The organism is Trichocoleus desertorum ATA4-8-CV12 (genome assembly GCA_019358975.1).
Taxonomy (GTDB): Bacteria; Cyanobacteriota; Cyanobacteriia; order FACHB-46; family FACHB-46; genus Trichocoleus; species Trichocoleus desertorum_A.
The window spans coordinates 27,890-46,875 of the sequence record JAHHIL010000047.1; the positions used below are offsets into that span (position 1 = coordinate 27,890).

Consider the following 18,986-nt stretch of genomic DNA (forward strand, 5'->3'; position numbering starts at 1 on the left):
ATTTGATTCCTTTACTACTACTGGCGACTGGCCTCTACAACGGCGATCGCTTCTAAGCATTTCTGAAGTCGCCAAGCTCGAATCAACAGCCCTGATATTAGTAAATAAAGTTTGCACAAAAGACGCTTTACTAAGGAGTTTGTCATCCTAGAGAGGTATCAAGCCGCTGCTCTTTGAGTTGCGATCAGTTTTATGGGGAATAGTGTAGTTGAGCAGTCTAGCAAAAACTCTTAGATTCAACAAATTCAAGCGTTCATCACAGGGTATGAACAAGAGGCATCGATGAGCGTTGATACTACCGAGGAAGGTGTCATCTTAATCGTGGATGACATTCCAGCTAATCTAGGAGTTTTATTTAATTTTCTGGCTGATGCTGGGTTCCAGGTCTTAATTGCTGAGGACGGTGAAAGCGCCCTACAGATCGCTGAGTATGCCTCTCCAGATTTAATCCTGCTCGATGTGCTGATGCCAGAAATTGATGGCTTTGAAACTTGTCATCGTTTGAAGTTGAATCAGGCTACTCAAAACATTCCCATCATCTTCATGACGGCCCTGACCGAAACCGTCGATAAGGTAAAAGGCTTAAATTTAGGAGCTGTTGATTACATTACAAAACCGCTGCAACACGAAGAAGTGTTGGCACGAGTGAAATTGCATCTCAACTTGCGGCAGTTGACAAAGCAGTTGCAAGCCCAGAATCTTCAGCTAGAACAAGAGATAGCTGAGCGTAAGCGGGTTGAAGCAGACCTGCGTCTTCACACAGCGGAGCTAACTGAATGGAAAAATCGTTACGAAGCCATCATTCAGGCCAGCGGCCAAATCCTGTTTGACTGGAATTCGCAGACCCACGAAGTAACCTATGGTGGCAACTTAACCTCAATTCTCGGCTACTCCCTAGAGGAACTGGCAGGGGGACTGGATCGCTGGGTAACCCTGATCCATCCCGAAGACCGTAGCCGCTTTAATGTAGAAGTCAATCGCGTCATTACGACGAAACAACCCTTTCAACAAGAATTTCGGGTTGGACGCAAAGACGGCACTTACATCACAGTCGAGAGCAAGGGTTATTTCTTTGCCGACAGCGATGGGCAAGTAGTCCGGATGACAGGGTTCATCGTAGACATTAGCGAAGCGAAGCGCGACGAAATCGTTCGCAAACGTTACGAAGAAGCGTTACGCGAAACCAGCCAGATGCTACAAGCGCTGATTCAAGCCTCTCCCTTGGCGATCGTCGTGCTTGATCCGGAAGGTCGAGTGCAACTATGGAACCCAGCCGCCCAGGAAATTTTTGACTGGAGCGAATCAGAAGTTTTGGGCGAAATTTTGCCCATCGTGCCTACTGCCAAGCAAGGTGAATTTCAGACCTTTATGCAACGTGTGTTGCAAGGGGAATCCTTTACAGGCGAAGAGGTCAGCCGCCAAAAGCGAGATGGTTCCTTACTAGAACTCAACCTCTCCACCGCCCCACTCCGCAATGCCAACGGTGAAGTAACGGGCATGATCGCCATGCTGCTAGATGTCACTGCCAAAAAACAATTGGAAGCTCAAGCGTTCCGAGCGCAACGGATGGAAAGCATTGGCACCCTAGCCAGCGGCATTGCCCACGACCTCAACAACCTGCTCACTCCCATCTTGTCCTCGGCCCAACTGCTCCTCATGCCCACAAAGCTGCCAGAAGACAAAAGGCAAAAGTTGCTAAAAACGATGGAAGCCAGCACCAAACGAGCCGCTGCTTTAGTTAAGCAAGTCCTCTTATTTGCGAGGGGCGTGGAAGGCAAGCGCATTACCTTGCAAATGTCGCATCTGATTACAGAAATCAAACAAATTGCTCAAGAAACCTTTCCCAAATGGATTGAAGTCAAGGCGAATGTAGACCCAAACCTGTGGCTGGTGGCTGGTGACACAACCCAACTACACCAAGCGCTGCTAAATCTCTGCATCAATGCTCGCGATGCTATGGCTGATGGAGGCACGCTGAAGATTACGGCTAGCAATATCTGGCTCGATGAGAAATACGCTCAGCTCAATATTGATGCTAAGGTCGGGCCTTATGTCCGCGTTACCGTCACGGATACAGGAACTGGCATTCCTGCCTCTATTATCGATCGCGTGTTTGAACCCTTTTTTACCACCAAAGAGGTGGGTCAAGGCACAGGTCTGGGATTATCAACCGTCGTGGGAATTGTGAAAGGTCATGGTGGCTTTGTCCAAGTTCAGAGCCAAATGGGTCAAGGCACAGAGTTTAGGTTGTACTTGCCGATCGCCCAAACCTATGACCTCAAACCAAACGCAACTGAATACGATGGACTCAAAGCTGGGCACGGTGAAGTTGTACTGGTGGTTGACGACGAAGAGGCGATTTGTGAAGTAACCAAGACTTCCCTGGAGTACTACGGTTATAAGGTTTTGACGGCTAAAGACGGTGTGGAAGCGATCGCCTTGTATGTGCGGCACCAAAGCGAAATTAATGTGGTGCTCGTGGATATGATGATGCCGTCGATGGATGGCCCCACCACAATTCGGACACTGCAAAAGATCAATCCCCAAGTCAAGATTATTGGCGTCAGTGGGCTGATCTCCCATTGCCCGATGACTGAGTTTGTCAATAGCAGCAACGTCAAGAGCTTTTTACCCAAGCCCTACACCTCAGAAGAACTCCTGCAAAACTTACGGGTTGTACTGACGACGCACTAAAAAACAATACCAAACCGTCACCATCCATCCCTCGGTGTTGTTATGATCCAGCTAATTTTCTATTTAGATTCAGTAAGCCTGTGGCCTACGACTCCATGACTGATAGCATCCTTGACGTTCACAACTTGCACGTGCAATTTCAAACCGATGAACGGTTGATTAAAGCAGTAGATGGAATTTCCTTTGAGGTCAAGCGCGGACAAACCTTAGGGATTGTCGGAGAGTCAGGCTCAGGTAAATCCGTCACTTCTCTGGCAGTGATGGGCCTAGTGCCTCCACCGGGTAGAGTGGCGGGGGGTGAACTTTGGTTCCAAGGGGCAGAGAGCGATACGGGCGCGATCGATTTGGTCAAAGTGCCTCCTAGCCATCGCCGCACCTATCGGGGCAACCAAATTTCCATGATTTTCCAGGAACCGATGAGTTCGCTGAACCCAGTCTATACCTGTGGATTTCAGCTCACTGAGGCGATCCGCCTACACCAAAACATTTCTGAAGCTGAGGCTCGGCGGCAAGCGATCGCCCTCTTGCAAGAAGTGAAGCTCTTGCCCAGCGATGAAGAACTCAAGCAGCGCTATTTAGAAGAATTGCCTCAAAGTGAGTTGGCACATCCCCCTAGTGAAGCTGAGCTAAATCGTCATATTAACCAGCAAAAGCAAAGCATCTTAGACCGCTATCCCCACGAACTTTCTGGGGGTCAGATTCAGCGAGTGATGATTGCGATGGCGATTAGCTGCAACCCCAGCTTGTTGATTGCGGATGAACCTACCACGGCCTTGGATGTTACGGTACAAGCCACAATTCTGGATTTGCTGCGGGAACTGCGCGATCGCCGCAACATGTCCATCATGTTCATCACCCACGACTTGGGCGTAATTGCTGACATTGCCGACACGGTGGCAGTGATGTATCAGGGCAAAATTGTGGAGTACGGTTCTGTCTGGCAGATTTTCTCTAGTCCGCAACATCCTTATACCAAGAGCCTACTCACCTGCCGTCCCCGACCCGATCGCCGTTTGCAGCTACTCCCCACAGTCTCAGACTTTATGGAAGTGGTGACCACCCCTAGCGGCGAGACGCTCATCCAAGAAAAGCCCACGGATATGTTCCAAGCGGTGCGGAACGGGGCTGAAATGAGTGATTTTGACCTAGACCGTCGGCTCACCGAACTGCAACAGCAAGCCCCTTTGTTATCGGTACAAGACCTACAGGTCGCATTCCCAGTCCGAGGCGTGTGGGGGGAAACCAAGCGCTACGTCATGGCCGTGAATGGTGTCTCGTTTGATGTGTATCCCGGTGAAACCTTGGGCTTGGTGGGAGAATCGGGTTGCGGCAAAACCACACTGGCTCGGACATTGTTGCGCTTGATCGAGCCTACCCAGGGCAAAATTCTGTTTGAAGGCCGCCCAGCCCACAGCTTGGAAGGTAAAGCTTTGCGGCAACTGCGGCAAGAAATGCAGATTATCTTCCAAAACCCTTTTGGTTCACTTGATCCACGTATGACGGTTGGGGCAGCGGTGATGGAACCGCTCAAAATTCATCGCCGGGGCAATCAGCGGCAGAATCGAGAACGAGCGGCCTATTTGCTAGAGCGGGTCGGCTTAGATCCGCAACTAATGCACCGTTATCCTCATGAATTTTCTGGTGGACAACGGCAACGGGTGGCGATCGCGCGAGCATTGGCCTTAAACCCCAAGTTCATCATTTGCGATGAATCGGTCTCTGCTTTAGACGTATCGGTACAGGCGCAAGTCTTGAACCTCCTGAAAGAACTGCAAGGCGAATTTGGCCTCACCTACATCTTTATTTCTCACGATTTGAGTGTGGTGAAGTTTATGAGCGATCGCATCATGGTGATGAATCGCGGCAAAATTGAAGAGATCGGCCCTGCGGAAATCATCTACCGCGAACCGAAACAGCCTTATACTCGTCAGTTGATTGCAGCAATTCCAGTCGGTAGTCTAGAACGCATCCGAGAACGCCAAGTCGAGCGGGGGATCGCAGTGGGGTAAGCTCGAATTCAGCATTGCTTGCAACCAAATTGCTTTTCCAGCCAGCGAGACCAAGACCATGAGTGAGACGATATCTGAGTTGATTCAGAACCTCAGCGATCCAGCTGTTGAGGTTCGGGCTGACGCTGCCAAAATGTTAGGTGAACATGGTGCCACCGCCAAAGCAGCGGTTCCTGCTTTAATCAAAGCTGTCAACGATCGCTCTGCGGCGGTGAGGGACAGTGCGATCGCCTCCCTGAGCAAAATCAACCTCGATTCCACAGTCTCCGCCTTAATCCAGAACCTAGAGGATGATGACGATCGGGTCCGCAATAGTGCCGCTAGAGGCATCTCTACGATGGTGGAGCGCTTTGACCTTCCCCCTTCGACGAAACAACAGGTGTTTACAGCTTTGGCAGGAGCCGTCAATAACCGCTGTTGGTTTGTCCGTTCTACCGTGATGTCAACGCTGGGTGAGCTAGCTCCTGTAGAGGAAGTGCTGCCAATTTTGATCGCAGGCTTAGCTGACGAAGAAGCAGAAGTTCGTCAAGATGCCGCGATCGCGATTCAGTGCTTTGGGGACGAAGCCGAGCCCGCCGTCCCTTACCTAATCGATGCCTTTTGGCATGACATTGAGGTTTACGCAGCTTCGGCGCTGGGTAGCATTGGGCCTGGAGCTGCAGCTGCCCTACCGCACTTACTCACAGCACTCCAACGAGATGATGAAAATCTCCGGGGACGGGCCGCTGAAGCAATTGGAGAAATCGGCTCCGAGGCTGCTATTCCCACCCTAATCGATTTTTTGCGGCAAGAAGACGCGGGTCTCCGTCAAGCTGCCGCCGAAGCGCTGCAAGGTCTCGGTCCTATCGCGAAAGCCGCTGTCCCTGGCTTGATTCTGGCCTTGGAAGACGAATCCGTTGAGGTTAAAGCAACGGCAGCAAAAGCCTTGGGAGAGATCGAGCCGGAGAACCCAGCGATCGCGGAGCTACTGATGCCGCTGTTGCAAGATGAAAATGCCTCAGTCCGAGCGAGTACGGCTCATGCCCTACAACTGATGGGCAAACATGCGGAAATCGCTGTCCCCGCTTTGATCGAAGCCTTTAAAGATGAAGTAGAACGAGTCAGTCAGAGTGCCGCCAAAGCTTTAGCTGAAATTGGGACTCCAGAAGCCAAAGACGCGATCGCCCGTTATCGCCGCCAATGGCCTTAGGTTCTCACTGGGTCTGTACGTCTTATTATGTTGACGACAGCCGCCACTAAATCACTAAGATTTTACGGTGCTGAGCCTGCCGTTTTTGATTTGTACGACGGGATGGTTAGACATCCGCACCAGTTGCTCATCGTGAGTGGTGACGATTACGGTAATCCCAATGCTGTTCAGCTTCTTCAGAATCTTGATTACCTGCCAAGAATTCTCTGAGTCCAAGTTACCTGTGGGCTCATCGGCCAGCAGTAGCGGTGGGGTGCTAACAACCGCACGGGCAATGCTCACCCGTTGTTGCTCTCCTCCAGACAGTTCATCAGGGAAGCAGTCGGCTTTGTCTTGCAGACCGACCATCCGCAGCGTGGGTTGCAACCGTCGCTGGATTTCCTTGCGGGTATAGCCTTGGGCTTGCAGAACAAAAGCCACGTTTTCAGCCACAGTCCGACGAGGAATCAGCTTGTAGTCTTGAAAGACAATGCCAATCCGCCGCCGCAGCAGAGACAGGCGATCGCCCCGCAGCTTCGACAAATTGTAGTCATCTACAACCACATCACCCTGGTTGGGACGTTCTGCCCCATAGAGCAACTTCAAAAAAGTAGTCTTGCCAGAACCAGAGGGGCCAGTTACAAACAAGAAGCTGCCCCGCTTAACTTCCAGATTCACACCTAACAAGCCACGGCTGCCATTGGGGTAAGTTTTCGTGACACTCTGCAACTGGATAATGGGCGTGGTCGCTGCGGGTTGAGGCCCTTTCGTAGCCTGAGTTGTGACTTGAGGCTGAGTGTCACTAAGCGGTGTCTGAAGGTGGGCATAGACATCGCTAACTGAAGAACCCGAACCGCTAGCAGCAGCCTGGGGAGATTTGCCGTTCAAAACCTGGGGCATAGAGGAAAACAGTGCCTTTGAGCAGCGTGATTGTGACGTAGCGTGATTGTGACGTAGAGATTATGGTACTCGCTGAGTGACGGGATGTCTTTGGGTGAAACGATAAATTAGGGCTCGAATTGCAAATTTTGGTAACGCTAGCATCCGTCGCCACCGCCAAGGTTCCTTATATAACCGATAGACCCATTCCAAATGGTTATCCCGCAGCCAAGCAGGTGCCCGCGATTTCTCTCCTGCCCAAATGTCAAAGCTACCGCCTACGCCAATCCAGATTGCTTCCGGGCAAAGGTGGCGATGCTCTGCAATCCACAACTCTTGGCGAGGCACGCCCAAACCGACAAAAATTAAGCGAGGTTGCAAGGTTTGTAGCATTTGCCGAAACTCTGGCTGAGCGTCAGCAGAGAGAAAACCATTTTGAACTCCCGCGATCGCCAACCCTGGAACCTGCTCTTGCCACCGTCTCGCCGCAGTTTCCGCCACGCCGGGAGCCCCACCATAAAAGAACACGGGCCAGGGTTCTGCCGCTTGTCCTGCTTTTTGGAGGAGTGCTTCTGCTAGTTCAATGCCTGGGCACCGTTCTACCCGTCGCCCTTGCGATCGCAGGTACAGCACCACCCCAGCCCCATCGGGAATCACTAGTTCTGCTTGACGAATAATGTTAGCTAAAGCAGGGGAGTCTTCTGCCTGCATGGTCATTTCGGCATTGAGCGTGACGACATGCACTCCCCGTCTTTCTTGCAAACGGGCTGACAGCCAACCTGCATAGTCATTCGATAGGTGAACTGGGAGCCCCAGTACAGGAAATGGTTTGGGTGCTTCAGACATAGACCGCACTTGCACTGCCTCACGCATCTAGTAATGGTCGTTGAGTAGCTCTCTCAGGCGCTAAATTCTACCGCACTCTAGCCCAGAGCGCTACTAATTGCTACTGCTCTAGCAGTTTTCACCTCAACTACCCATTACGAGCGCGATCGCAGCAAATCCTGATAAATTACGAGCCAAGTAAATTTTAATACGTTTTACAGATGCACATACTGAGGAATACTGTACTGTTAAGGCGATCGGATATTAAAAGTTCTCTTGAGATGTGATCTCTGAGACTTTAGGGAAAATTGGCATTATTTTAGATAAGAATTTATCGAGTGACGAGCGATGTCAACTGCAAAAGAAGCAGTCATCCTAGTTCCTGGCTTCTTCGCCAAGGCTCAAGATGATTATTTAGATAAATTGTTAACGATTGGCCTAACCAGTCGGCTAGAGAATTACAGAGTTGATATAGAAAGAGAGCCAATTAAAATTGCTGGGCAAACAGGGAAAAGATTTATTGCTCACTCTCAGAGTAATGAAGAAAAAACTATAGATATCTATGAGGCTTATTGGTTAGATCTAATGGAGAAACTGGGAGAAAAAACTCCCAAAGAGCAACTTGTTAGAGGACTTTATCTTTTTATCTACTGTTTTACATTTAAATTTTGGCTCATGGCGAAACAGTCAAGAGTTCTATTTTTTCAACTCATGATTGTGATGTTCTTGGTAGTGCTTTGGTACTACGGCATCGTGGCTGTAACGTTAACAGCAATTGGGAAAGCCCCAGATACGCTTGGCTTTCCTCTTCCACCTGATTGGGCAACAACACTAGGCCAAATAGGTCAAAGGATGGGAGGTTGGTCAGGATGGGTGATTGCCAGTATTCTTCTGAACTTGTTACCTACACCTGTAAGTGTTCTAGTTAATCAGATTGACTTTACGACTCGTTATCTTCAGGACGAAGCCGAGCTTGAAGTAGGATGCGTTAGAGACCGCATTAGGCTCAGAATTAAAATGATGTTGGATGATGTCCTGAAGCATGGAGACTATGAAAAAGTAACTCTTGTAGGACATAGTCATGGAGTAACGATCGCTGTTGACCTATTGGCTGACTACTACAACCCAACTCAAATACCCATTCGTCTTGTCAGTCTAGGTGGATTAATGGAGCTATATTCCTATAAAGCTCAGTGGGTAACTGAAGAAACTACTAAATGCCTCAATAGCAGCACAGTTCAAGAGTGGAATGATTATTACTCAAAACAAGACTGGTTATGTACTAAAACTCCCATTCCTAAGTCAGAAAATAATCAAAAATTCAAAAGTAATTTGATACGTTTCAAAGCACCCTTGTCTAAGCAGCTTAGTGGGGAAACACATATTTCTTACTTTTTTGATCAAATAGTCTTAGAAGATTTATTGAACTTTAAGTGAATTAAAGGGTTAATGTGAGTGCTTGGTTAGTAAAACTAGAAACTAGTAAAAAATCAAGAAAAGCGATCGCTTAAATGGAATCTAAAATTACAGAAAACAGCTTAGAAAAAAGATTTGATAGTTTTAGAATTCACAGCGCTTTAGTGAACCATCCGCATACATTTCCATCGGGACGAGTTCAACCTTGCCGTTTATCTTGACTTGAGAGTAGACGATCTTCAGAAAGGGAGATTTGTTTTGATTGAGGCGACGAGACATACACACCACCGGATGAATAGGAGTAAGAATGAACAAATTGTCTGCTCCTGACTTCAAAGTATCCAATTGGCCGAGCAGACCACTTCTGCCAAATGATTTATTTCGTCTCTTTCCTTTGTCCTAATTCTTGTTCTAGCTGATCCCTCGTAAAGATACGAGTATAGCGATGAGTATTCTGATGAAGATATGGTGAAATTGCTGACGACAGCAGCCACCCATTCAGTCCTTTCTGCTCCGGTATAAATTGCTCATAAACCGGGGATAATAAAGGCACTCAGCCCGTCGGATCAGCAGGCTTTGGCAACGTCGCGATCGCATCACTCAAACGTGGCCGAAAGACTAAAATTGACTTCTACAACTTTAGGCTCAGTTCTCCAAGTAACCGAAACATGGCAACCGCATCCCTTGATTTGCAAGCGCGCTTAGATGACTACTACCGCCAAATCAACACCATCATCCTGACGCGCCAAAATCCCATAACAGGGCTGCTACCCGCAAGCACAGCGGTCAATGCCCACGGCGACTACACCGATGCCTGGGTTAGGGACAACGTCTATAGCATTCTGGCCGTGTGGGGGTTAGCGCTGGCCTACCGCAAAGTAGACGAAGATCAAGGTCGTACTTACGAACTAGAGCATAGCGTCGTGAAGTTAATGCGCGGCTTGTTGTTTGCCATGATGCGGCAGACCCACAAAGTCGAGAAGTTTAAGGCGACGCAATCAGCGCTAGACGCACTCCACGCTAAGTACGACACCCACACTGGCGATACGGTCGTAGGAGATGGGGAATGGGGCCACCTGCAACTCGATGCCACCTCCCTATTTTTGCTGATCTTGGCTCAGATGACGGCTTCTGGCCTCTCAATTGTCTACAGCATTGACGAAGTCAACTTTATTCAAAACCTGGTCTACTACATTGGACGGGCTTACCGCACCCCAGACTACGGCATTTGGGAACGGGGCAACAAAACCAACCACGGCAATCCAGAGCTGAATGCTAGCTCTATCGGCATGGCGAAGGCGGCGCTAGAGGCGATCAATGGCCTAGATTTGTTTGGTGTGCGGGGTAGCCAAGCGTCAGTCATTCACGTGTTACCCGACGAGATTGCGCGGGCGCGAATCACTCTGGAATCCCTGTTGCCACGAGAATCTGGTTCTAAAGAAATTGATGCGGCTTTGTTGAGTGTGATTGGCTTTCCTGCCTTTGCTGTGGAAGATCGCCCGTTGATGGAGCGCACTCGTACCGCCATCATCAAGAAGCTGCAAGGCAAGTACGGCTGTAAGCGTTTCTTGCGAGACGGTCATCAGACAGTTTTGGAAGACACCACCCGCTTGCACTACGAACCTTGGGAGTTGAAGCAATTTGAGCATGTGGAATGTGAGTGGCCGTTGTTCTTCACCTATCTGCTGCTAGATGGCTTGTTCCAAGGCGATCGCGCCCAAGTGGAAGACTACCAAGCCAAGCTAAAAACATTACTCGTCGAGCAAGACGGCCTGCAACTGCTGCCAGAACTGTACTACGTACCCCAAGAAAGTATTGATGCCGAGCGCCAAAAACCCCAGAGCCAGAAGCGTTTACCCAATGAAAACATCCCTCTGGTTTGGGCACAGAGCCTTTATTTTCTCGGCTGTATGCTCAGCGACGGTTTAATTGCCTTGGGAGACATTGATCCTCTAGGGCGGCATCTGTGCGTCGGACGACATCGAGAACCCCTAATCCAGATTGCGATGCTGGCTGAGGATGAAGCCATTCAGGAGAAACTTGCGGCCTATGGTATCGCCACCCAAACTCCGAAGCAGGTAGAACCATTACAAGTTCGTCATGCCACTGAGTTATCGGCAGCGTACACCCAGATTGGTCGCAATGATAAACTTGACCTGAGCGGTCGGCCTATACGACGGCTCCGCAGTCTCACTACTTGCCGCGTCTTCCGCATTTGTGGCGAAACGATCGCCTTCTTGCCTTCTTGCCTCGATCCGCAACAGTTTTATCTAACACTGGACTACCACTTTCTAGTCGCTCAGATCAAAAGTGAGTTGGCCTATATTCAATCCCATTGGTGTCAACTTGGTAGACCCACTCTCACATTGCTAATCACCAAAGCAATGCTAGAAACAGGCCGTGGAGCGCTTCTGGATTTGATGCAAGAGTTGCAGAATGGCTACTGCAATGGCATTGCTGTCCGATTGGGACGACTGAACCAATTGATCCTGACGGCAGGAGTTGAGCGGATTGATTTTCTGCATAATTTCAAGTTTTCTACCACCTCAGTCCAAGATGCTTCGCCTGTTTGCTCTTACTTGGCGTTCAATCCAGAGCAAAGCGGCCCCTTGGGCTACACTCAGGAATTTGTCTTGGAATGCGAAACCAATATCGACTTGCTATTGAGTAGTTTGCGAGAGACGGAAAACATCTACGAGCAAATTGAACTCTTACAAACTTTGGTAAGGTTGCGAGGGTTAGAGTTTGAGACGGGGTTTGAAGGCCCGCAACGCTCGGTGACAGTAGTTGATCTCCTCAATGAGGTCTATACCAAAGCTGGAACGTTGCAATTGTGGGCGGTAGTTCGGCGGGCAGCGGGTTTGCTCAATAAAGTAGATATTGGTTTATCGGATGCGGTGACTGATATTTTGGTGCGGCAAAAGCAAATTACGGTGGGCAAGTCCTACAGTGAAGCTTCCTTAATTACCCGTCCCATGTCTTACACCGAGGTCATCGACAAAATCAAGGAGTTCTGCGGCGAAGACATTCGCGATCGCGTCCTCACTCAAGAAATCTTGATCTACTGCGGTTTGCTGATCCAATCGGAGCCACAGCTTTTTGATGGTTTGCTGACGCTGCGAGTGGGCTACCTAATCTTATTAATTACCACTGCTTTGTCCCGTGAATTGCAAGTCACCCAAGACGAAGCTTACGAACACTTGATGGAACTCAGCCCCTTCGAGCTAAAAATGCGCCTCCGCCAAGTTTTAGCGGGATACGAAGGTTTGAATCAGACCCTGTTCCAGCAAGAATCGTTGCACGTCAAACAACAACAGGCGATCGAGTGGGTGGTGTTGCCAGAGCAATCCGAGTCCGAGTCACCTACTGGTAGCTGGTTACAAAAACGTCAATTGGATGGAGCCCTCAACCGTGTACCAGAAGACTTTTACTTCAAAGTTTGGCGACTGTTAAAACACTGCAAAGGCTTAGTCATTGGCGACAAGCTAGAGCGGCGCAACCGTCTAGACAGTCATTTAATTCTGGCGGAAATGACGCCTGGAGAACCCAACTTTGCATTGCGAGTGGAGCATTTGTTGAACAAAATTCAGGCTCCAGAGTATCGCCAAGTCAACATCGAAACTCTAATGGAATTGGCGGCGATCGCAGAACGCAACCCCAACTTACAAATTGAAGAACTGATTGTGCTCGACGTATTGATCGGCCACGCCGTGCGCCTGTCCTGGCTAGACAGATTCCCCGATCGCGCGGAGCAATATCCCCAATACAAAGCCTCGGCTTGGCGATCGTTCTACGACACTTCACCCTATCTCTGCGCCAGCTATGTAGTGAAGGCGTTACAGTTCCTGGCTCAGTTGGGTCAAGCCAACCCAGTGTAAGTAAAGCGCGATCGCACTGACAATTCCAGGCAAAGATGGAGATGATGTGCCGCGCTACCTTGAAAAGCAGTTAGCTCAGTTATTAATTGAGCTGGAGAATCTAAGGGAGGACAAGAATTCATGAGTCGATACAGCATGATTATTCAATGGTCCGATGAAGATCAGCTTTTTCTAGTGACAATTCCAGAATTTGCAGATCTGGTTGTCATGCCTTGCACTCATGGCAAAACCCGTGAAGAAGCAATTCACCAAGGCGAAGAAGTGATTGAAATGTATCTCGAAGCTTGGCAAGCAGAAGGTGAACCTATACCTGAACCTAGAACACTGCAAGTTGCCTAGTCGTTGTGGCGATCGCATTACGAATCATTTTTCGGAGTAAAGCGGAGGAAGGAATGACCATCGCAACGCCCACCTTAGGCGAACAACGCATCATTTTGCACAACGTCAGTTGGCGTTTGTTTGAGCTGATGTTGAGTGAGCTAGGTGAGACTAGCAACGCCCGCCTCGCTTATGACCAAGGCATTCTGGAAATTATGTCCCCGTTGTTTCCTCATGAACATATCAAACGCCTGATCGAAAAGCTGATAGATGTCCTTGTAGAGGAGTTGGATTTACCGATTCGTAGCGCTGGGGCATTGACCTGTAAACGAAAAGACTTACTCAAGGGCATTGAGCCAGACTCCTGCTTCTACATTCAGAACGAATCTAAGGTGAGAGCGCTAGAAACTATTGATCTCGATCGCGACCCGCCACCTGATTTAGTGCTGGAAGTAGACTTCAGTAGTTCATCCCTAAACAAAGAGCCGATCTATGTTGCCTTGGGAGTCCCCGAAATCTGGCGTTACGCCAATGGTGAGTTAACCATCAAACAGCTACAGCAGGGACAATATACTCAACTTAGCTACAGTCCTACCTTTGGAAATTTGCTTCTGACTGTCATTCCCCGATTTCTGAATCAAAGCCCTGCGATCGGTGAAACAGGTGTAATTCGGACTTTCCGATCCTGGGTAAGAGAACAAAGAGTGTAGCGATCGCTCACTACACTCCTACTGTTCAACCGCTGCGGGGGATAATAGCGGGTTATTTAACTGACTCAATTAAGCTGAATTAAACCGTCTCTTCCGTCTTCTAGCGATCGCTTTGCGCTTCTTTTTCTCGATGGGAGTCTCAAAGTGCCGTCGCCGTCTAATATCCGAAAAAATTCCTGCTTTGGAGACCTGACGCTTAAATCGACGCAGCGCCGACTCAATTCCTTCGTTTTCGCCAACAGTCACCTGGGTCATGCGATTGCCTCCTGAGCTTCATTACTTGCTAGGTGGTTGTGAACACCCCAGTATATTTCTAGCAGAGTGAGACACGGCTGGCCCCTGCCTCACTCGCCCACAACTTTTAAGTTAAACCCTAAGCTTTAAGGAAGGTTTAGTAGCGGCGAGAAAATCCATCTCTGCTGCCACCGCCACCGCCACCACCGCTTCGGCGATTGCCACCGCCACCACCGCCGGGGCTTCTCTCTTCACGGGGCTTCGCTTTGTTAACCTTCAGGTCACGGCCCATCCATTCAGCTCCATCTAGAGCTTCGATCGCTGCGGTTTCTTCCGCGTCGCTTGACATTTCAACAAAGCCAAAGCCGCGCATACGGCCTGTTTCGCGGTCTACGGGGAGTTGAACCCGCTTCACCGTACCATATTCTGAGAAGATGTCACTCACATCTTCTTGCGTCACTTCATAAGATAGGTTGCCGATGTAGATTGACATGGAAAACTCCAGAATCAGAAAAAGTGTAGAGATTGAGATTCGGAGAGATGCCTGTCAATCAAAGAACAAACCCGTCAGCCGAAACTTAATGCTCACTAGACACGGTAGCACAGAATCTTTAGCCCATCCAAGGCCATCTCTTGTTCCGTTGACAAAATAACGCAGCTAGATTTTGCGACTGGAGCGAGGGTTTATTGCTTTAATATTAACTTATATTAACTGATTATGTTTCAAACGACTCGTCGGCGCTTAGCTTTGTGGTACACGATTGTAACCGCAGTGCTCCTGTTGTTGTTTGCTAGTGGCTTCTATTTCTATGTGCGTAGCACTTTAATTGAGCGGATTGACGACACGCTAAATCATGTAGTGGAAGTAATTCAGCGATCGCTGGTCTTGGAACCAGTGCACTTTCACAAAGAAGGTGGCCCTTTACGGATCAATATAGAGGCCAGTTTTCGCAACAATGCCGACACCGTAGAAGATGACCACATTGACTTAGAGTGGTTCAGTCCTGAAGGAGAACTGCTGTGGTCCACTCTTTCAGCTCCCTTAAATGTACCTTTGCATCCCAATAGTACAGGCGAAACAGTACATCTACCGCCTCAACCGACTGATGGCACCCAAGAACCCGATCTGCTACGGCAAGTAACCCAACGAGTCCAGGTGGGGCGGCAAGTGCTGGGCTATTTGCGGGTTAGTCATCCCTGGTTTGAAGTGACCAAACCGATTCGACAGTTAATCTTTGACTTGAGCTTGGGAACTGGCCTGATGGTTGTAGCAGTTGCGGCCATTGGTTGGTTGCTTTCTGGGTTAGCCATGCAGCCAGTGCAAGCGTCTTACCAACAGCTAAAACAATTTACAGCCGATGCCTCCCATGAGTTGAGAAACCCGATCGCCACGATTCAGACCAATGTACAGGTGGCACTCTCTGACCCCAATCCTGATCCGCAGTGGCAGCAACAACAACTTCAAGTGGTGGAACGGCTAACTCGACGCTTAGGGCGATTAGTGGATGATCTGCTCTTTTTAGCGCGGCAAGACAGTGGTATGGTGCAACCGCGTTGGACAGTTGTGGCCTTGGATGCGCTGTTGATTGATGTGGTGGAGGAACAACAAGCGATCGCTCTCGAAAAAGGCGTATTTTTATCCTTAGATATAGAGGAGCCAGCAGAGCCTCCATTAGAGCTTCGCCCTGAGAGTCGTCCGCGCAATAGCAGTAAAGGTGAAATCCCGCCCGAACCCTTTACCTTACAGGGCGATCGCGATCAATTGGCCCGCCTATTTACCAATTTGGTCGGCAATGCCGTGCAGTATACGCCTAGTAGCGGACAGGTTGAAGTGATGCTACAGCAGGTGAAGCGCAATCATATCGTGCAGTTGCAAATACAGGTGAGAGATACAGGCATTGGCATTCCGCCGGAAGCATTGCCCTATATCTTCGATCGCTTCTATCGAGTTGACCCCGCCCGCACTCACGAAAACGCCGAAACTAGCATCGCCAAACCTGCAACCACGGGTTCTGGCTTAGGACTGGCGATCGCTCATGCCATTGTCGAGAACCATCAAGGTAGCCTTTGCGTTGACAGTCAACCGGAACAAGGCACGACCTTTACCGTTACCTTGACCTGCCATCACTCCTTAATCACAAGGGGGTAGTGGCCCTGCCTCACGACCAGGATTACCCAAATCATCAACTCAGATAAGCTTCAAAAAAGAGAGGCTGCCCTTATGGACAGCCGATTAACAGGAATGAGCTTTTAGACTGCTATCTGAGCAGACTCTATTCAGCTATTTCTACCGAGCCATCGGCCAAAACCTTGATGTTGTCAGGATCAACGTAATGGCAAACAGCATCATTCATGCAAATCAGCGCCCAGCCAGATTGGTCGATCCCAACTAATTTATAGTCTGTATCTTCAATGAAGAAACCCTTATGGTTACGGGTTCCTGATTCGATTTGAACATTATAGTTATCTGTAATAGCCATGGTGTTTTTCCCCAAGATTAAGCTTTTTTAAATTTACGATTGATGTGTTTCGTTCACATCTTCGCTTGATTCCTAAAAGCTTATCACTAGACAGAGAGAACGATCATTAAGTTATTTAATATTTCACTAAAACAGAAAGCAGCCTTTGTTACACAATTGAGGGATCACCAAGAAGTGACGCTAACTAATGAAGAACGAGCGAATTAGTGAAGCAATTAGAGGGTTCTATGATCTCTGCCTTTTGGTAGAGGTAGAAGTCGAATCACTCACCGCCTCAAGGGTTTCAGTGAACTTGAAGTGCTGATCCCCCTGAGGCAGATACAAAAAGCAACTCAATAAATGACGCAACAAGTTACTCAAGAGCTATAGCAATTACGGAATTCAATATTGCAACTTAAACCAGTAAGTATTTATCCTCAATTACGGAATTCAATATTGCAACTTAAATCAGTAAGTATTTATCCTCAATTACAAAAGTTCATCTAATTCATTCTTGTGATTTCAGATGGAAAACTGATGCCCTCAAACGCCCTAATGTAATCTAAATGTTCATCAGGCTTTTGAAGCTGGTTTATGGGATAGCTATCTGTGAAAAGATCACGCTCCTGAAGGGCTGATGCTTAATAAAGTGCAAGTAGTGAGCGGTCATGCAAAAAAGCTTGGTATCTTGCTAGCAATCTCGAATATGAGTGGGGAGGGCAGTGAAGCATGGCATCTCAATCCGATCGCCTGGTTAGGATTGAACTCACCGTTCAGGAGACTTCTGCCTTGCTAGAAGGGCTGGAAGCGTGGCAAAACCTGGGGCTACTCTCAGACACTCAAATTAAGCAACTTGGCGATCGCTATCTCACCTGTGCCTTACCAGAGCCTGTTCCGGTCACTCCCCTGCCCACCCCCCTGTCCGTCAGTGATGCTGAGTTTGACTCGGACTTTGTCACTGAGCTACCTGAGCGATCCCCGTCAAGACCCCGCATTAGAACAGGTGTTCGATCTTCCTCTCGCTCTGCCAGCGTTGCTAGCCCTACTAGCGTTACAAGCTCTACTACCAGGCAAAGCAACTTCTTAGCCGAACGCCTGCAATCATTAATGACCGAGATTAGCGTCATTTGGCTGCTATTTCTGGGCGTGTTTATGGTGGTGGTGTCTTCTGGAGTGCTCGCAGCAAGCCAGTGGCGCAACTTTCCTCCCACGGGGCAATACGGGATTCTGTTTGCCTACACTTTGGCATTCTGGGCAGTCAGTTTGTGGACCGCGAAGCAACCTCACTTACAGCTCACCACTCGCATGTTGCAGACGGCGACGTTGCTGATCATTCCAGTTAATTTCTGGATGATGGATGGGTTTAAGTTGTGGCAACAACCTGGGGGCTGGGCGATCGCGGCTATTGCGGCTTTGGTGCTGACGGCGCTGCTACTGCAACTTTTAGGACTCAGGCGTTTGGGGCTCAGGCAGAGTGCGATCGCTAGTTCTCGGTTGCTCCTGCTCGATAGCATTGCCCTCAGTTGGCTGCATTGGGGTTGGGGGTGGCCCGGATTTCCGCTGATTGCTACCTATCTAGGGACAGTCGGCACTGCATTTGTGTTGTTGCAGCAAGACCAAGCTTCAGCAACTACTACGACCCGAGCCGTTCCAGAAGCGCGATCGCCTGATTCAGAGGCCGTTTCTTCTCCCACACCGGGGCAGGCATGGCTAGCGCCTAGCATCATTGCGGTTGCAGCTTCAGCTTTGCTACTGATTGCCAGAGCTGTTTTGGTCGCCCAAGTCCCAGTCCATCAGTTAGGGTTGGCGGTGGGCATTTGTGGTTGGCTGCTGTGCTGGCTGGCACGACAGAATCCGGGCAGAGCCTTGTGGGTTCCAGCGGGAGCCGCTTTATTGCTGATTGGCTGGTTGGCTACAGTCGCAGTGGCACCTCCTTGGCAAGCGATCGCAATTAGTGGCTTAGGGTTATGGCTCCTCAGCGATCGCTTACGGCAGCTACATCAGGTTGTTCCACTCACCGCTGCTTTTCTGGTGGGGCTACAGGCTTATTGGTTGCTGTGGCGGTTGATTCCGGTGGGAAACAGGCAAGCTGTTCTGAGTTGGGGTGAACAGGTAGCAGGAGCTTCATTCACCGCTGCGAGCTTGGCTGGGGTAGGCTTCTTCCCCTATTTAGCGTTGATGCTCGTGGTGGCTCAGTATTGGCGACAACGGCAGCAACCACGCCTCGCGGACTGGAGTGAATTCTTAGCTTTAGGCTTGGGCATTGCTTTAAGGGGGTTGCAAATAAATAACACCCCTGTCAAGCAGGAAGAATGGTGATATCCCATTTGGGTAAAGTTTCAGACCGTTGCCAGAAGGGGAGATAGGATTCTAATTCCTCAGCCAGCAATTTGATT

At 49.3% G+C, this 18,986-nt stretch carries 15 protein-coding genes; 9 read left to right on the top strand and 6 right to left on the bottom strand.

Going from position 1 to position 18,986, the window contains the following annotated elements; all coding sequences use genetic code 11:
- Positions 1–282 precede the first annotated feature (282 nt).
- The 3 genes from KME12_22460 (at position 283) to KME12_22470 (ending at position 5,892) form a co-directional block, all read left to right on the top strand.
- Positions 283–2,694: a response regulator gene (locus KME12_22460; protein MBW4490552.1), complete on the top strand. Its 2,412-nt coding sequence runs from the start codon at positions 283–285 to the stop codon at positions 2,692–2,694.
- 95 nt (positions 2,695–2,789) lie between these two features.
- A complete protein-coding gene (locus KME12_22465; protein ID MBW4490553.1) occupies positions 2,790–4,703 on the top strand; it encodes an ABC transporter ATP-binding protein in 1,914 nt (637 codons plus the stop codon).
- 58 nt (positions 4,704–4,761) lie between these two features.
- Complete coding sequence (locus KME12_22470) at positions 4,762–5,892, top strand: HEAT repeat domain-containing protein (protein MBW4490554.1); 1,131 nt, start codon at positions 4,762–4,764, stop codon at positions 5,890–5,892.
- A 54-nt stretch (positions 5,893–5,946) separates the two neighbouring features.
- Here KME12_22470 and ftsE read toward each other — a convergent pair whose 3' ends face one another.
- Complete coding sequence (gene ftsE / locus KME12_22475) at positions 5,947–6,771, bottom strand: cell division ATP-binding protein FtsE (protein MBW4490555.1); 825 nt, start codon at positions 6,769–6,771, stop codon at positions 5,947–5,949.
- A 60-nt stretch (positions 6,772–6,831) separates the two neighbouring features.
- On the bottom strand, positions 6,832–7,623 hold the full coding sequence (locus KME12_22480; GenBank protein ID MBW4490556.1) for a WecB/TagA/CpsF family glycosyltransferase: 792 nt from the start codon (positions 7,621–7,623) through the stop codon (positions 6,832–6,834).
- A gap of 300 nt (positions 7,624–7,923) precedes the next feature.
- Between KME12_22480 and KME12_22485 the strand changes: the two genes are divergently transcribed.
- Positions 7,924–9,012 (top strand): hypothetical protein, encoded by a 1,089-nt coding sequence (locus tag KME12_22485; protein MBW4490557.1) that lies wholly within the window; start codon positions 7,924–7,926, stop codon positions 9,010–9,012.
- Positions 9,013–9,135: 123 nt separating this feature from the next.
- Here the strand turns inward: KME12_22485 and KME12_22490 are convergent, their stop codons facing one another.
- Positions 9,136–9,306, bottom strand: a complete 171-nt coding sequence (locus KME12_22490; protein ID MBW4490558.1) for a hypothetical protein — start codon at positions 9,304–9,306, stop codon at positions 9,136–9,138.
- A 353-nt stretch (positions 9,307–9,659) separates the two neighbouring features.
- Here KME12_22490 and KME12_22495 point away from each other — a divergent pair, with 353 nt between their 5' ends.
- The 3 genes from KME12_22495 to KME12_22505 all read left to right on the top strand — a co-directional run bounded on the left by KME12_22495 (position 9,660) and on the right by KME12_22505 (position 13,897).
- A complete protein-coding gene (locus tag KME12_22495) occupies positions 9,660–12,869 on the top strand; it encodes a glycoside hydrolase family 15 protein (GenBank protein MBW4490559.1) in 3,210 nt (1,069 codons plus the stop codon).
- A gap of 120 nt (positions 12,870–12,989) precedes the next feature.
- Positions 12,990–13,208: a type II toxin-antitoxin system HicB family antitoxin gene (locus KME12_22500; protein ID MBW4490560.1), complete on the top strand. Its 219-nt coding sequence runs from the start codon at positions 12,990–12,992 to the stop codon at positions 13,206–13,208.
- A gap of 53 nt (positions 13,209–13,261) precedes the next feature.
- Positions 13,262–13,897, top strand: a complete 636-nt coding sequence (locus KME12_22505) for a Uma2 family endonuclease (GenBank protein ID MBW4490561.1) — start codon at positions 13,262–13,264, stop codon at positions 13,895–13,897.
- A 69-nt stretch (positions 13,898–13,966) separates the two neighbouring features.
- On the opposite strand, the gene rpsU is transcribed toward KME12_22505, so the two are convergent.
- Both rpsU and KME12_22515 read right to left on the bottom strand, forming a co-directional pair.
- Positions 13,967–14,152: a 30S ribosomal protein S21 gene (gene rpsU / locus KME12_22510; GenBank protein MBW4490562.1), complete on the bottom strand. Its 186-nt coding sequence runs from the start codon at positions 14,150–14,152 to the stop codon at positions 13,967–13,969.
- A 136-nt stretch (positions 14,153–14,288) separates the two neighbouring features.
- Entirely contained in the window at positions 14,289–14,624 is a 336-nt protein-coding gene (locus KME12_22515; GenBank protein ID MBW4490563.1) for an RNA-binding protein, read from the bottom strand.
- A 225-nt stretch (positions 14,625–14,849) separates the two neighbouring features.
- Here KME12_22515 and KME12_22520 point away from each other — a divergent pair, with 225 nt between their 5' ends.
- Positions 14,850–16,280 (top strand): HAMP domain-containing histidine kinase, encoded by a 1,431-nt coding sequence (locus KME12_22520; GenBank protein ID MBW4490564.1) that lies wholly within the window; start codon positions 14,850–14,852, stop codon positions 16,278–16,280.
- A gap of 124 nt (positions 16,281–16,404) precedes the next feature.
- On the opposite strand, the gene KME12_22525 is transcribed toward KME12_22520, so the two are convergent.
- Complete coding sequence (locus tag KME12_22525; protein ID MBW4490565.1) at positions 16,405–16,611, bottom strand: hypothetical protein; 207 nt, start codon at positions 16,609–16,611, stop codon at positions 16,405–16,407.
- A gap of 708 nt (positions 16,612–17,319) precedes the next feature.
- On the opposite strand from KME12_22525, the gene KME12_22530 reads away from it, so the two are divergent.
- Entirely contained in the window at positions 17,320–18,909 is a 1,590-nt protein-coding gene (locus KME12_22530; GenBank protein MBW4490566.1) for a hypothetical protein, read from the top strand.
- The last annotated feature ends 77 nt before the right edge of the window (positions 18,910–18,986 follow it).

Excerpts from the sequence above, each read along its gene's own strand:
- KME12_22460 (MBW4490552.1), top strand. The coding sequence starts at position 283 with ATGAGCGTTGATACTACCGAGGAAGGTGTCATCTTAATCGTGGATGAC.
- KME12_22465 (MBW4490553.1), top strand. The coding sequence starts at position 2,790 with ATGACTGATAGCATCCTTGACGTTCACAACTTGCACGTGCAATTTCAA.
- KME12_22470 (MBW4490554.1), top strand. The coding sequence starts at position 4,762 with ATGAGTGAGACGATATCTGAGTTGATTCAGAACCTCAGCGATCCAGCT.
- ftsE (MBW4490555.1), bottom strand. The coding sequence starts at position 6,771 with ATGCCCCAGGTTTTGAACGGCAAATCTCCCCAGGCTGCTGCTAGCGGT.
- KME12_22480 (MBW4490556.1), bottom strand. The coding sequence starts at position 7,623 with ATGCGTGAGGCAGTGCAAGTGCGGTCTATGTCTGAAGCACCCAAACCA.
- KME12_22485 (MBW4490557.1), top strand. The coding sequence starts at position 7,924 with ATGTCAACTGCAAAAGAAGCAGTCATCCTAGTTCCTGGCTTCTTCGCC.
- KME12_22495 (MBW4490559.1), top strand. The coding sequence starts at position 9,660 with ATGGCAACCGCATCCCTTGATTTGCAAGCGCGCTTAGATGACTACTAC.
- KME12_22500 (MBW4490560.1), top strand. The coding sequence starts at position 12,990 with ATGAGTCGATACAGCATGATTATTCAATGGTCCGATGAAGATCAGCTT.
- KME12_22505 (MBW4490561.1), top strand. The coding sequence starts at position 13,262 with ATGACCATCGCAACGCCCACCTTAGGCGAACAACGCATCATTTTGCAC.
- rpsU (MBW4490562.1), bottom strand. The coding sequence starts at position 14,152 with ATGACCCAGGTGACTGTTGGCGAAAACGAAGGAATTGAGTCGGCGCTG.
- KME12_22515 (MBW4490563.1), bottom strand. The coding sequence starts at position 14,624 with ATGTCAATCTACATCGGCAACCTATCTTATGAAGTGACGCAAGAAGAT.
- KME12_22520 (MBW4490564.1), top strand. The coding sequence starts at position 14,850 with ATGTTTCAAACGACTCGTCGGCGCTTAGCTTTGTGGTACACGATTGTA.
- KME12_22525 (MBW4490565.1), bottom strand. The coding sequence starts at position 16,611 with ATGGCTATTACAGATAACTATAATGTTCAAATCGAATCAGGAACCCGT.
- KME12_22530 (MBW4490566.1), top strand. The coding sequence starts at position 17,320 with ATGGCATCTCAATCCGATCGCCTGGTTAGGATTGAACTCACCGTTCAG.